Source organism: Acetobacter farinalis, assembly GCF_011516935.1.
Taxonomy (GTDB): Bacteria; Pseudomonadota; Alphaproteobacteria; order Acetobacterales; family Acetobacteraceae; genus Acetobacter; species Acetobacter farinalis.
The window spans coordinates 22000-36769 of the sequence record NZ_WOTF01000017.1; the positions used below are offsets into that span (position 1 = coordinate 22000).

The window sequence follows — 14770 nt, forward strand, 5'->3', positions numbered from 1 at the left end:
TTGGAATTCCGGCTTTATAAAAAACATCCGGTGATATCCTCTCCCTTATAAAGAGTGGATATCACCGCACCACTCTCCAGATACGCTTTTATTCTTCCTTGAAAATGACGTATTCTCTGAAAAAACAAGGCGCAGGACTTTATGGCATCCCGCACGCATTGTGTCTGTTTCAAGAGTTCCTGACTGCTGGAAGCGGGATAAGTTTTATTTTAAGACTTTTCTCATAAATGATTACATTCCTGTATATGCTCATTTATGAGAGCCACACCCTTTCGAAACTAGAATTCCGGTGCATCGTGTTCGACGGACACAAGCTTGATAAGTGTATGCGCCCGCACGGCTTCCGGACCACCCTCCGTGCCGTAACCAGAGTCCTTCATTCCTCCGAAAGGTACTTCCGGCACCCCCAGACCATGATGGTTGATGGCAATCATGCCTGCGTCGACCTGCTCACCCAATAGACGCTCCGTACGTTCGTTCCGGGTGTAAGCGTATGCCGCCAGACCATAGGGCAGGCGATTTGCTTCCTGCACTGCCTCCGCCATGGTGGAAAATTCCGACACAAGGGCAATCGGGCCAAACGGCTCTTCCTGCATCACTCGCATGGACAATGTGGGGTTGAGCACAAGGGTGGGCGCAAAGAAGCAGCCTTCATTCGGCAGGGGGACGTCAGCCTGCCAGATGATGGCGCCCTTCTCCCGAGCATCGGCCACCAGCTCATTCAGAGCATTCAGGCGGCGTTCACTCACCACCGGCCCCATGGTCACGCCCTCTTCAAGCCCCTGACCAATCTTGAGCCTGTTCATCTGCATCTTGAACTTTTCCACAAAGCTCGCGGCAATGCTTTTGTGCAACAGGAAGCGGGTGGGAGCGATACACACCTGCCCGGCATTGCGGAACTTGGCCGCGCAGAGGCGTTGGGCGGCACTATCCAGATCTGCATCCTCACACACAATAGCCGGAGCGTGGCCGCCCAGTTCCATTGTGACGGGCTTCATCTGCGCGCCAGCCAGTGCCGCCAGATGTTTGCCAACCGGTGTGGAGCCGGTGAAGGAGATTTTCCGCACCACCGGGTGTGCGATCAGATATTCGGAAATTTCCGCAGGGTTACCATACACCAGCGAGACCGCGCCTGCCGGAACACCGGCATCACAAAACGCCCGCAGCAGTTCGGCCGGAGAGGCCGGGGTGTCTTCCGGAGCCTTGACAATCACGGCGCACCCGGCCGCAAGGGCCGCGCCCAGCTTGCGGGCAATCTGGTTGATGGGGAAGTTCCATGGTGTAAAGGCGGCCACCACACCTATGGGGCGATGCAGCACACGCTGCTCCACATTGGGCGCGCGTGCGGGAATGAGCGCATCATTCAACCGGCGGCCTTCTTCCCCAAAATACTCGATCACACCTGCGGCTGCGTTGATTTCAAGAAGAGCCTGCTCCAGTGGCTTGCCTTGCTCGCGGCTCATGATGCGGCTGATCGGCTCCGCGCGCTCACGCAGCAGGTTGGCCGCACGCCGCATGATAAGGAAGCGGTCCCATGCGGTGAGAGCACGCCAGACGGCAAAACCCTGCGCGGCCCCTTCGGCCACACGGGCAAGATCCTTTTCGGAGGCATGGGCTACCTGACCGATCTGCGCTCCGGTAGCGGGATTGAACACCGGCAGGGTGCGGCCATCCGCCGCGTCCTGCCAATGCCCGGCTACCAGAAGCTGAGTGCTGATAAAATCCTGCGACATGACAGGTCTCCCCGGAGTGCCACGACCAGCGCGCCACCACGGCGCAGCCTTCCCGTGATTCAGGCCCGTTCCCTTACGAAAAAGCACCTTCAGCACGCAGGATGCAAGGGGCAACTCACGCTGCCCCCCATGAGGGTCAGGCGAACAGTTTTTTCAGCATAGTGATAACATGTTGACTTGTAATGAGACGCGTACACTCAAACTGGCGCGGCGTGTTCTCATGCCTCGGGCACCACAGGAAATTGTGATGATCGAACCGCTCCTTCGGGTCATTCCAGCAGGAATTGCAGGTATGCCAGTTGATCACGCGGTAGGGTGTCTCAAACTCGTTTGTGGGGTGGGTGAAGCCGGAGATCATCACCACCTCTGTGCCCGCCGCCCAGGCCAGCCAGGCCAGACCGGAGCTGAGGCCGATAAACGCATCTGCATGCTTCAGCCAGCGTGCACGCTCGGCAAGCGGACGGTTTCCGGTTTCATCTTCCGCCCCATGAGGAATATGGTTCCAGACAAGGCCCGTGCCATGCACGGTTTTCTGATCAATACAGATTACCCGGTAGCCCTTTTCCTTCAGGAACGCGATGACATCCTGCCAGCCTGTAGGGTTATTCCAGTATTTGCACTGGGTGCTGGCCTGCACGGCAATACAGACATACGGTTCCTTGATGGGGCGGCTGTCATCCGGCAGGGAAAGGCGCGGAGGCTCTTCATGCGGAGAGACGCCCAGAATATAACCCGCCGTACGATGCAGGCCCACAAAGCGGAAATCAGTGGGCTGCTGGATGCAATCCTTGTCATCAAAAAACAGGCCGATGCAGTATGTAGCGTAGGATGTGGTGTGCACGCCCGCCTTTTCCGCATCCTCTGATGTCATGAGGGTGATGGTTGGGTATGCATCCTTCAGCAGCGGCAGGATGAGGCCGGAAATCAGGCAGGTGACTTTTGCGCTGCGCACTTCGGCAAAACGGGCGACATAGGGGAACCATGCCAGCGTATCCCCCAGCGTGCCGACCGGAAGCTGGATGATAACCTCCTGCTCCCGCGCATCATAACTGTGCTCAAAAACCGGCCGTTCAACACCATCTGCCCCGATTTCCACCACCTCGATGCCAAACCGCACATAATAGCGTTTGCTGGAGGAAATGGTGGCGCCGGTGGTTTCATGCAGGAAGAGAACATTGCCCGTGTCCAGATCCTGCAGGGTGACACGCCATTTGCCTTCCGTACGCTGGGGTAGATGCACACGAGCGCCGAGATTGAAATCATACCGGATGCCATGCGGGCCAGCCATGACCGGCATGGCTGGCGCTTCCAGATACGCGGGTCTGCCAGCAGGTTGGGCCGGAGCGGATTGAGCCTGAGCGGGTTGTGCAGGCAGGGCGGCAGGGGCTTCTGGCTGAACAGGCCCCTGACCGGCAGATGGAGCCGGCTCCTGCGGAACGGGAGGGACCGACAGGGCGGATACGGGAGACTCGGGCATAACAGTGTCAGACAAAGAACATCACCTGAAAAAAATACATCAAATTTCGTGACAAAAAATTTACTAATTTACGCCCGACAAGGACAATTAACATTTGTTTACCTACGTTGCCGCAAGATTATTCCGCGGGAGAACGACAAAAAATTCCAGTTCGCATAAATCTTTGTTTGATAAATATTTTTTAAAGAACATCGACACAAAACTGTAACATTCATTTTTGAACATTTCCCCTAAACACCGTTCCGGTTTCAACAGATTTCAGGACAGTGTTATCCTCATGTCTTTCCTGCCCTTTTCTCGTCGGGCTGCCTTGTGGCTCTTCTGCTCTCCTCTGGCATTCTCCACAGGATATGCCGCAACAGCTCCCGCGAAGCCGGGTAAAGTAAAACATGCCCATCACCACGCTCCGGTGCGGACTGCCTCCACACGCACAAGCGCAGTGACAGGCGCTGCCGCTGCCACCGGCGTTGGCGCAGGTACCGACACAGCCCCCCGGCATACCGCCAGAAAAGCCTCCGGCCAGGCCCATGCGGCGGATGCCGAACAGATTATTGCCACAGGCCGCCACAGCCGTTCTGAACAGACGGTGGGGCATCGGGAAATGCAGCGGATCCTGCCCGGGATCAACCCGATCAAATCTCTGGAAATTCTGCCGGGTGTCGTGTTCAACAACGCTGACCCGTGGGGCAACAACGAGCAGAATTCCTCTCTTTTTATCCACGGTTTTGCAAAAAACCAACTTGGCTACACGCTGGATGGCGTGCCGCTGGGCGACCAGGATTATGGCAACTATAACGGCCTGACCCCGCAGCGCGCTGCGATCAGTGAAAATATCGGCTCCGCCTCCGTGGCGACAGGTGCCGGTGCGCTGGGAACGGCCTCCACCAGTAACCTTGGTGGCACGCTGGAATTCACCACGCAGGACCCGCTGCACCATGCCGGTGGCCAGTTGAACCAGACGTTCGGGAGCTGGTCCACCTTTCGCACGTTTGCCCGTATCGATACAGGGAATTTCGGAAACGGAAATTCCGCGTATGTCTCATGGGGCCGCCAGGATGCGCGCGCGTGGGATTTCGCGGGGCATCAGGGTGGCAATCAGGTCAACGCAAAATTTGTGCATGAAGACGAAAAAAACAAAATCAGCGTGTTTTTCGACTGGGCACAGAAGGTTGAGCCGAACGAAGATGGCATTGTCATGCCCAATGGCGGCTCCCTCTATGTCCGCCCCTTCATGTATCCCAATCTTTCAGAAGCCATCAATTACTACAAAGGCTCTGCAGATTATAAAAATGCCGGGCTGAACTACAAGAACTATTACTCCGCCGCCCAGCGTGAAGACTATCTGATGTACACCAAATGGTCCCATAATTTCAGCAAGGATCTGAAATGGGATACACAGATCTATTATCATCATGATCTGGGCGAAGGTGTTGTGGCTGGCCCGATTTCAGCGGCTGGTCTGCCCACCCTGTTCTCCGCCTACTTCCCCAACCAGAGCTCATCCCAGCTTTCCAACGTGTTTGGCGGGTCCGGCATGGCAACCCGCACCACGGAATACTGGGATAATCGCGGCGGGATCATGAGCAGCCTGCACTACCATCTGGGCCATCATAACATTGAACTGGGCGGCTGGTACGAACGCAACAACAACACGCAGGCCCGCCGGTGGTATCCGTTCAGCGCAAGCAACCCCACCAACCCGTATGATCGCCAGCAGAATGCGCTGATTGACCAGTACACCAACAATTTCTACACCAACACCTGGACCACGCATCTGCAGGACACCTGGCAGGTGACCAAGACATTCGCGCTGAATGCCGGGTTCAAGTCCGAACTGGTCTACACCAATGGCACCCTGCCGGTGGCGGGCCTGCCGGGCTCACTCTCCCCCAAAACGGCCATTACGGTTCCCGGTGGCACCATTGCCTCCGTCAAGCCGTTCCTGCCCGCTTTTGGTGCGCTGTGGAACTTCACACCGCATGAGCAGTGGTTTGCCAACATTCAGGAAAACATGCGCTCCTTTGAAGCCGCAGGCTATGGCAACGCCACCCCGTGGGGTGTGACAAGCCAGCAGGCGTTTGATGAATTCCGCAAGCACGGCAAGCCGGAAACATCATGGACGTATGAAACCGGCTTCCGGACGAACCGCCATGTGAACGCCGGACCGCTGACCAACATCAGTGGCCAGCTTGAATATTACCATGTCCGCTTCTCCAACCGTCTGCTTGCGGTTGCCACAACCCAGACGCTCTCCTCCATTGTGGGCAGCGCCACCACGCTGACCAACGTGGGGTCTGTCACCACAGACGGGATGGATTTCTCCTTCACCGCGCAGTTCGGGCCGCATTTCTCTTTCTATAATGCGCTTTCCTATAACAAATCGACCTACAACGATAACTACCTGAACGGCACCTCCGTGGTGCATACCGCTGGCCGCAATGTGGCTGGTGTGCCCAACTGGGCGGAAAAATTCGTGGCCTCCACACGCTGGGGGAATTTTGACGCGCAGTTTATTGGTGATGTGGTGGGCAAACGCTACACAACCTTCACCAACGATCTGCATGCCAGCGCCTATGCCCTGTTCAGCCTGAACGCCGGGTATGATTTCACGGGTATTCCGCACATCCGCTCCCTGCATGTGCAGGGGAACATTACCAACCTGACAAATGAAAAAGGCTGGTCTACCCTCAACACCACAAATGCATCCGGCCAGTATACGGCGTTCCCCATCGCGCCGCGGATGTACTTCCTGACACTGAGCACAACGTTCTGAGGCGGTTTTCATGCTGACATTTTCTCGTCGCTCCGTTCTGGTTGCGTCCTGCGCCGCGGCTCTTTGCGGGGGAACCCGGCGGGCAATGGCAGCTCCCTCTCTCGCGCCGCGTCCCCTGGTGTTTGCACACCGGGGGGCCTCCGCCCTGCGGCCGGAACACACCCTCGCCTCTTACGCCAGAGCCATTGCCGATGGTGCGGACTTTGTGGAGCCAGACCTTGTCCTGACCAAGGATGGCGTGATGGTCTGCCGCCATGAAACCAATATTACCGAAACAACGGATGTGGCACAGCACCCGGAATTTGCCGGACGCAAGCGCACCACAACCATCGATGGCAGAAACACGACCGGCTGGTTTACAACAGACTTCACGCTGGCCGAGCTGAAAACACTGCGGGCAAAGGAACGTCTGGCCCCTCTGCGCGCGCATAATACCCGCTATAACGGGCATTTTGACATTCCGACCTTTGAGGAAATGATTGATTTCGTGGCTGCGGAATCCGCCGCACGCGGGCGGGTGATCGGGCTGATCCCCGAGATCAAGCATTCCACCCATTTCCACACACTGGGGTTTGACCCCGAAGCGCTGTTCCTGCGCACCATTGCCGCGCATTTCTACACACGGTCGGCTCCGCTGGAAGTTCAGTCTTTCGAGACTGGAAACCTTCAGCGCATTGGTACGGACGTCAAGGCCATCAACCCGCAGGCACGCCTGATGCTGCTGATGGGCGAACGCACGAACGTGCCGCCGGATCTGGCCGCCAAAGGTGAGAAAACCACCTTTGGGGACCTGATGCGCCCGGAAGGGCTGAAGGAGGTGCGGCGCTATGCGGATGTGATCGGACCATCCCTGACCGATCTTATCCCGCGTGATGCGCAGGGCGCCTGGCTTGAACCGTCTACATTGGTCGAGGATGCCCACGCGGCAGGCCTGCTGGTGCATGCCTATACCTGCCGCCCGGAAAACTACTTCCTGCCGCGCCAACTCCGCAATGCGGAGGGGGATGCCGCCCGCAATGTTGCCGGGTCTGTTGCCGAAATCCGCCGCTATCTGGACATGGGTCTGGACGGCTTCTTTACGGATGACCCGGCCATTGGCCGCATGGCGGTGGATCAGGCCTGAAGAGCAGGCATCACCCCGAGCAGGCGGCACAGGGCATAGCTCGGCTCCGCCCTGTTCAGGGTATAGATATGCAGGTGCTCGACACCCTCTGCCAGCAGGGTGCGGCACAGCTCCGCCGCAAGAGCGGTGGTGACCATGGCGCGGGCTTCCGGGTGGGCATCCAGCCCATCCAGTGTAGCCCGCAGCGTTTCCGGAATACCGGCCCCGCATAACTCCGCAAATTTATACGCCTGCGCGACATTGGCGATAGGCAGGATACCCGGCACGATGGGCGCTGTGATGCCTGCGGCCACGGCTCTGTCCCGAAAGCGCAGGAAGGCTTCCGGCACGAAAAAGAACTGTGTGATGGCGCGGGTGGCCCCGGCATCCAGCTTGGCTTTCAGATACTCTATATCTTTCTGCGGGCTGACCGCTTCAGGGTGTGTTTCCGGATATGCCGCAACAGAAATTTCAAAATCCGCAACGGTCTTCAGGCCTTTCACAAGGTCTGCCGCATGGGCGTATCCCCCCGGATGCGGCTCAAACCGGCTACCCGGAGTGCCGGGGTCCCCCCGCAGCGCCACAATATGGCGCACACCCGCGGCCCAGTATTCCTGCGCTACGGCGTTCACATCCTCCCGCGTTGCGCCGACACAGGTCAGATGCCCGGCAACAGGGCCAACACCCTGCCGAACCATCTCTGCCGTGGTGGCAAGTGTGCGGTCCCGCGTGGTGCCCCCGGCCCCGTATGTGACAGACAGGAACTCCGGCGCGAAGCCAGCCAACGTTGCCACCGTTTGCTGGAGGCTCCGGGCTGCGCCCTCGGTTTTAGGCGGAAAGAATTCAAAGGAAATAACCGGTGTTTTCACGGAAGACCGCGCCGGGGCAACAGGAAAGCCAGACACAGGGGGCCGGGTGCCTGAAGGAAAATACTGCATAAAAAAAACCTTTGGAGACAACGGAGAACAAGAGAAACACTCTAGACGCGGCACCCTAGCCACAGCCTGACGGTCAGCCTGCCTTTAAGCTGCATGACCTCAACGCAGGACAAGCCTGCGGCCTGAAACCATTTCTTGATCTGCTGATCAGAAAAGCCGAGCCATACATGGGCGTCCCGCTCGCGCAGGTCATCCCGGTCATGGGGTGCGAAATCCACCACCAACAGGCGTCCGCCTTTTGCAAGAATACGCCCGGCCTCCGCAATGGCAGCGGCTGGCTGTTGCGCATAATGCAAAACCTGATTCATTACCGCCAGATCAGCACTTTCCGCAGGTAATGGGAGGGAGTACATATCCCCCTGCCGCAGGTCCACACCAGGCAGGCCAGCTTCTGCCAACCGGATACGCGCCACGCGCAACATGGCGGGGCTGCGGTCATACCCGATCACGGTTCCGGCCTGCGCGCCCAGCACCCTGATCATATGCCCGGTGCCCGTGCCGATATCGACCAGCGTGCCACACGGCTCCGACCCCAGAATCTGACGAATGGCCTTTTCCACGGCATCATCCGCCACATGCAGGGCGCGGATGGCATCCCACTCCGCTGCATGGGTTTCAAAATACACATCCGCCGCCGCGGCTCGCACGGCTTTCACGGCCTCAAGGCGGGCAATATCAGCCAGAGCCTCTGCATCCGGCTGCCCCTGCCCCGCGCCATCCGGCCCGGCATCCCACTGCTGCATGGCGGCAAAAACAGGGGACACCAGATAGTCCTCCCCTAGTGTGAGAAAAACCCAGTTTCCTTCCTTGCGTCGGTGCACAAGGCCACTCTGCACAAGGATTTTCACATGACGGGAGACGCGCGGCTGGCTTTGCCCCAACACTTGGGCAAGCTCTCCCACCGAGAGTTCCATCACACGCAGAAGAGCAAGAATTCTCAGCCGGGTGGGGTCCGCCAGCGCCTGAAAAAGGAGAAGGGTGAGTGACATGAGAATAGGTATATAACGAATTCCTTATATTCACAAGCACCTTGACTCCCCGCCTCGACGGGTGTCTGGTTCGCGCTGTCATGGTTCGTCACGCTCGCACTCTGCGGGGTGACGCCAAGAGGGAAGCTGGTGAAAACCCGGCACTGCCCCCGCAACTGTAAGCGGTGAGCACCTGTCCATTCATGCCACTGGGGCATTCGCCCCGGGAAGGCCGGACCGTGTGTAGAGACCCGCAAGTCAGGAGACCTGCCACGACACACAGAATCCTCCGGCGGGGTGTCCGGGCGGGTCAGGACCAGTGCTGCGCGGAAGGCAACGCCCGCGCAAACCCTGCCCTGCGCCTGTCTTGTCACTCTGCCTGACAAGAAAAGAAGGTTATGATGACTGTTACTGTTGCCACATTGGGCTTTCCACGCATCGGGGCAAGGCGTGAGCTGAAAACGGCTCTGGAGCACTACTGGAACGGACAGGGTTCCGCCGCCGATCTGCTTTCCGCCGCTGCCAGCCTGCGCAAGGCGGCATGGGAGCGCCAGCGTGCTCTGGGCGTGGATGCCATCCCCTCCAACGATTTTTCATTCTACGACCATGTTCTGGACACCTCCGCGATGGTGGGAGCCATACCACCCCGCTTTGAGTTTTCCGGAAACAGGGTTGATCTGGACACCTATTTTGCCATGGCGCGGGGTCGCTCCGCTGAGACCGGGGGTAATGACGCCGGCGCAGCCTGCTCGCATGGGGGCGAGATCGAAACCGAAGCTGGCACTGGCGTCAACACCGGAACTGTAGCCGAGGAAATGACGAAGTGGTTTGACACCAACTATCATTATCTCGTGCCTGAACTTGAGGAAGAACAGGTTTTCAGGCTCACTTCCACCAAATGTGTGGAGGAGTTTCTGGAAGCCAAGGCGCTCGGAATTATCACCCGGCCGGTTCTGCTCGGACCGGTAACATTCCTGCTGCTGAGCAAGGCACAGGGAAAACCCTTTGACACGCTGACACTACTCCCGCGCCTGCTGCCTATCTATGTGGACGTTCTGCGCAGGCTGGCCGCAGCCGGGGCGGACTGGGTGCAGATGGATGAGCCCGCTCTGGTGCTGGACCTGAGCGAGACGGCACGGGCGGCGTTTGCTCCGGCCTATGCGGCGCTGACGCAGGCCGCCCCAACCTTGCGCCTGATGCTGGCAACCTATTTTGGCGCGCTGGAAGAAAACCTGCCCATCGCCCTCAGCCTGCCAGTGCACGGGCTGCATGTGGACCTTGTGCGCGCCCCGGCACAGCTTGCCGATGTGCTGGCAGGCGCACGGGCGGACCTGACCCTTTCTCTGGGCGTGCTGGACGGGCGCAATATCTGGCGGGCTGACCTGAACGCGCTTCTGGCCCAGCTCGCGCCACTTGCGGCCTCCGGGCGGGCGCTTGTGCTGGCTCCTTCGTGCTCCCTCCTGCATGTGCCCCTTGATCTGGAACGGGAGACGGATCTGGATGCAGAGATAAAATCCTGGCTGGCATTTGCGGTACAGAAAATCTCGGAACTGCGCGTTCTGGCTGATGCTCTGAACATCGGGCCAACGAACGTAGCTGCGGGTGCAACAAAGAACAACGCCACGGGTTTATCAGAGTGGGGGCCAGAGGGCGTAACGGATGGATGGCGGGAACATATGCGGGCGGCATTCGAGGCCTCAGCCCGTGCGGTGGCAACACGCCGCACCTCCCCCAGAATTCACGCGCAGGCGGTGCAGCAGCGCGCAGCCTCTGTAACCGGAAAAATGGTTCAGCGCTCCTCACCTTTCCCGGAGCGCCGCGTACAGCAGAAGGCCGCTCTGGGCCTGCCGCTGTTCCCCACCACCACCATTGGTTCCTTCCCGCAGACAGCGGACGTGCGCAAGGCCCGCGCGGCACATGCAAAAGGAACGCTGAGCACCGAGGCTTATCAGCGGTTCCTGCGGAACGAGATTGCTTCCGCCGTGGCGTGGCAGCATGAGGTGGAGCTGGATGTGCTGGTGCATGGTGAGTTTGAACGTAATGACATGGTGCAGTATTTTGGCGAACAGCTCTCCGGTTTTGCGTTTACAAAGCATGCGTGGGTGCAGTCCTACGGGTCCCGCTCTGTCCGGCCACCCATTATCTTCGGCGATGTGGCACGCCCTGCCCCGATGACGGTAGCATGGTGGGCCTATGCGCAGAGCCTGACGAAGCGCCCCATGAAAGGCATGCTGACCGGGCCGGTCACTCTTCTGAACTGGTCCTTCGTGCGGGATGACCAGCCCCGCAGCGCAACCTGCCTGCATCTGGCGCTGGCTGTGCGGGATGAAGTGCTGGACCTTGAAAAAGCCGGTGCAGAAATCATCCAGATTGATGAGGCTGCCCTGCGTGAGGGCCTGCCCCTGCGCCGTGCTGAACGGCAGCGTTATCTGGACTGGGCGGTGTCCTGCTTCCAGATTGCGGCCTCAGGTGTTGCGGACAGAACCCAGATCCATACACACATGTGTTATTCCGAATTCAATGACATTCTTGAGGCCATTGCTGCCATGGACGCCGATGTGATTTCCATTGAGACCGCACGCTCCAGAATGGAACTTCTGGACGCATTTGCAAAGTTTGACTACCCGGCTGAGATTGGACCGGGCGTGTATGATATTCACTCACCCCGCGTGCCGGAAACCGCCAGTATGACACGACTGCTGAAAGAGGCACAGCTCTACCTGAAAGCTGAGCATATCTGGGTAAATCCTGATTGCGGGTTAAAGACGCGCACATGGGCGGACGTGAAACCCTCCATCCGGAATATGGTTGCAGCGGCGCGGGAGATGCGGGAGGCGATGAGGAAGGCGAACTGAAACTCCCCTCCCCTGCCAGCCTTCCCCGACCTGATCTGGTCCACCCGGCTCAGTTCAGCCGGGGGAGGTCTCTTTGAGAACAAGCGGTAGCCCTGCTGCAATAAACAGGACTTTTCCAACATGTTCCGCAAGGGTCTGATGCAGGAAACCGGCTTCATCCCGAAACTGTCTGGCAAGCTTGTTTTCGGGCACGATGCCCAGCCCGACCTCGTTCCCCACCAGCACGGTAGGGGCACGGCGCTCAGAAAGTGCCGCGATAAGGGCCTGTCGGGCGGCGGGGATGGCGTGACCTTCAAGCAGAAGATTGGTCAACCACAGGGTCAGGCAGTCCAGCAGCAGAGGGCGCTCCGCGTGAGCGCGCAGCACAGCAGGTACATCGATGGGGTCCTCCACCGTTATCCAGCCTTCCGCCCGACCGGCGCGATGATGGGTGATACGCTCCTGCATTTCCGCATCAAACGCGCGGCCTGTGGCCAGATAGACCCATGGGGCGGGCAGAGCCGTTATCAACGTTTCAGCGTGGCGGCTTTTGCCAGATCGCGCTCCACCAAGAACCAGTGTTGCACCGGGCAGGCCCGCGCCCGGCGGGGTAGCCTCTTCCTGTGGTGCACTCGCCCGATCAGGTGCCTGCGCGGGCGCGGGCTGCTCGTTCGGCGTGGCATCCGCCGGGTGAGCGGGGGCTGTCTTGAGCCTGAAGGTGTTCATGCGCTATCCGCTTTCTGCTGCCGTTTGCATGGGCGCGTATAACAGCACACAATCAGGGCCATGCCACCAATCTCTTCCTCTTCCCCTCCCCCTTCCGTTCCTTTTTCCAGCCTTGCCGCGTTGCGGGCAGCCTGCACGGCATTGCCGGGGGTGGATACCTCCGTGCAGCAGGGCATTGCCGTGCGGGAAGCCACCCTGACCAAACCGGCAGGCAGCCTCGGGCGGCTGGAAGAGCTGACACTCTGGCTGGGCGGCTGGCAAAAGCGCATCCACCCCCGACTTGAAGCCGTGCAGGTACTGATTTTTGCGGGCAACCACGGCGTGGTGCAGCAGGGGGTGTCCCCCTGGCCGCAGGATGTAACAGCCCAGATGGTGCAGAATTTTGAACAGGGTGGCGCCGCCATCAACCAGCTTGCCCGCACAGCACAGGCCACCCTGCGCGTGGTGCCGGTGCAGAACCTGACGCCGACAGCTGATTTCACAACCGCCCCGGCCATGACGGAAGCAGCGTTTCTGGAGGCTGTCCGCACAGGGTATGAAGCCGTGCCACAGGAGTGCGACCTTCTGTGCCTGGGGGAAATGGGCATTGGCAACACCACGGCGGCCGCAGCTATGGCAGCAGGGCTGTTTGGCGGCCACGGGGCCGACTGGGCCGGGCGTGGCACAGGGCTGGATGCCCCCGGCGTGGCCCACAAGGCGCTGGTGATCGAGACTGCTCTGGCACACCATGCAGCGCAAATGCTTCCGTCTGAAAAAACCACGGGTATGCCTGCTTCCGGTGCAGGCGGCCCCACCGGGTTTGACCCGCTGGAGGTTGCCCGCAGGCTGGGCGGGTATGAACTGGCGGCTTTGCTGGGAGCAACGCTTGCAGCACGACACGTCGGCATTCCGGTGCTGCTGGATGGCTTTGTGTGCACGGCAGCGGTAGCCCCTCTGGCGCAACTGGCGGCCGGAGGGCTGGACCATACGCGCCTCTCCCACTGTTCTGCAGAGGCCGGGCATGCGCGGCTGGCGGAAAAGCTGGCACTTGCTCCCTTGCTGGACCTCGGCCTGCGGCTGGGGGAAGCCTCTGGCGCAGCGCTGGCGGTTCCGCTGCTCCGTGCGGCGGTGGCCTGCCATACCGGCATGGCGACCTTCGCACAGGCCGCTGTTTCAGGCCGGACATGACGCACCCGTCAACGCCCCCATCAGCGCCTTGCCCTGACTCCTTTATGGCACGCAGGCGGCTTGATCTGGCTTGCGGACTGGGTTTGCTGAGCCGCCTGCCGGTGAACTGGCTGCTCTCTCCCGCCCAACGGGCCAGCACAGCGCTCTGGCCGCTGAGCCGCTCCATCTGGTGCTGGCCGGTTCTGGGGGCCGCACTGGGCGGGCTGGTAGGGGCAGTATTCTGCCTGCTGCGGCTCTGTCATGTGGCCGCCCTGCCCGCCGCAGGGCTGGCGCTGGCTTTCCAGTGCGTGCTGACAGGCGGCCTTCATGAAGACGGTCTGGCAGATATGGCCGATGGCTGCGGCGGCACCACGCGGGAGCGGCGGCTGGAGATCATGCGTGATAGCCGGATTGGCAGTTATGGCGTGCTGGCACTGTGCCTGAGCCTACTGGTGCGGGCCTCTGCCGTGGCGGCTCTGCCCGCCTGTGCGGCGATGCTGGCGCTGGCTATTTCAGGATGTCTGGCACGGGCGGCACTACTGGTGCTACCCGCCTCCCTGCCTCCGGCCCGCCCGGATGGTCTGGCGCACTCCCTTACTCCGCTCCCACGCGGCCCGTTGTGGGTTGGGCTGGGGCTGGCGGCAGGAAGTGTCGTGGGACTGGCGGGGGGGATGGGCCTGAGTGGTACATGGGCTGATGCATCGATTGGCACGCAGGCTGGTGCTTGGACTTTTGTATGGACCGGGGCCGGAACAGGTCATCCCTCTGCCCTGTTCACCACCCTGCTGATCTGCCTTGTGGCAGCGGGAGCCACACTGGCCGCTGCGACATTTGTCGGGTTTGCTGCCCGCCGCCTGCTGGGTGGCTATACGGGGGATGTACTGGGGGCGGCGGCGGTGTTAACAGAATGCTGTATACTGGCGGGGCTCACCGCGCTTTTATAAAAAACACCCCGACAGCAGATAGGCTTTTTATACCCTCCGGCCACCATCATCGGACACCCGATAAACCGGCCTCATCAGGAATACGCACAAAGATGCGGCTACCGGATTGGCTTTGCAGAGGCACCGGAA

General features: G+C 60.0%; 10 protein-coding genes and 1 riboswitch. Of the genes, 5 read left to right on the top strand and 5 right to left on the bottom strand.

Annotated elements, in window-relative coordinates:
• Window positions 1–278: 278 nt before the first annotated feature.
• Window positions 279–1733 (bottom strand): NAD-dependent succinate-semialdehyde dehydrogenase, encoded by a 1455-nt coding sequence (locus tag GOB82_RS10760; RefSeq protein ID WP_166122927.1) that lies wholly within the window; start codon window positions 1731–1733, stop codon window positions 279–281.
• A 136-nt stretch (window positions 1734–1869) separates the two neighbouring features.
• Window positions 1870–3225 carry an autotransporter strand-loop-strand O-heptosyltransferase gene (locus GOB82_RS10765; RefSeq protein WP_242007360.1) on the bottom strand — a complete coding sequence of 452 codons (1356 nt, stop codon included), beginning with the start codon at window positions 3223–3225 and terminating at the stop codon, window positions 1870–1872.
• Window positions 3226–3487: 262 nt separating this feature from the next.
• Here GOB82_RS10765 and GOB82_RS10770 point away from each other — a divergent pair, with 262 nt between their 5' ends.
• Together GOB82_RS10770 and GOB82_RS10775 are read left to right on the top strand one after the other, a co-directional pair.
• Window positions 3488–5983: a TonB-dependent receptor gene (locus GOB82_RS10770; protein ID WP_166122929.1), complete on the top strand. Its 2496-nt coding sequence runs from the start codon at window positions 3488–3490 to the stop codon at window positions 5981–5983.
• Window positions 5984–5993: 10 nt separating this feature from the next.
• The gene (locus GOB82_RS10775) at window positions 5994–7106 is read left to right on the top strand and encodes a glycerophosphodiester phosphodiesterase (protein WP_166122931.1); all 1113 of its coding nucleotides are present in this window, start codon (window positions 5994–5996) and stop codon (window positions 7104–7106) included.
• On the opposite strand, the gene metF is transcribed toward GOB82_RS10775, so the two are convergent.
• Entirely contained in the window at window positions 7097–7990 is an 894-nt protein-coding gene (gene metF, locus GOB82_RS10780) for a methylenetetrahydrofolate reductase [NAD(P)H] (RefSeq protein ID WP_265794571.1), read from the bottom strand. The genes GOB82_RS10775 and metF overlap by 10 nt on opposite strands.
• Window positions 7991–8064: 74 nt before the next feature.
• Complete coding sequence (locus GOB82_RS10785) at window positions 8065–9012, bottom strand: ArsR/SmtB family transcription factor (protein WP_166122935.1); 948 nt, start codon at window positions 9010–9012, stop codon at window positions 8065–8067.
• 64 nt (window positions 9013–9076) lie between these two features.
• Window positions 9077–9280, top strand: a riboswitch (cobalamin riboswitch).
• 112 nt (window positions 9281–9392) lie between these two features.
• Between GOB82_RS10785 and metE the strand changes: the two genes are divergently transcribed.
• Window positions 9393–11846 carry a 5-methyltetrahydropteroyltriglutamate--homocysteine S-methyltransferase gene (metE, locus tag GOB82_RS10790; protein WP_166122965.1) on the top strand — a complete coding sequence of 818 codons (2454 nt, stop codon included), beginning with the start codon at window positions 9393–9395 and terminating at the stop codon, window positions 11844–11846.
• 54 nt (window positions 11847–11900) lie between these two features.
• Here metE and cobU read toward each other — a convergent pair whose 3' ends face one another.
• Window positions 11901–12551: a bifunctional adenosylcobinamide kinase/adenosylcobinamide-phosphate guanylyltransferase gene (gene cobU, locus GOB82_RS10795; RefSeq protein ID WP_166122937.1), complete on the bottom strand. Its 651-nt coding sequence runs from the start codon at window positions 12549–12551 to the stop codon at window positions 11901–11903.
• A 60-nt stretch (window positions 12552–12611) separates the two neighbouring features.
• Here cobU and GOB82_RS10800 point away from each other — a divergent pair, with 60 nt between their 5' ends.
• A complete protein-coding gene (locus tag GOB82_RS10800) occupies window positions 12612–13718 on the top strand; it encodes a nicotinate-nucleotide--dimethylbenzimidazole phosphoribosyltransferase (protein ID WP_166122939.1) in 1107 nt (368 codons plus the stop codon).
• A gap of 44 nt (window positions 13719–13762) precedes the next feature.
• Window positions 13763–14641 (top strand): adenosylcobinamide-GDP ribazoletransferase, encoded by an 879-nt coding sequence (locus GOB82_RS10805; RefSeq protein ID WP_166122941.1) that lies wholly within the window; start codon window positions 13763–13765, stop codon window positions 14639–14641.
• The last annotated feature ends 129 nt before the right edge of the window (window positions 14642–14770 follow it).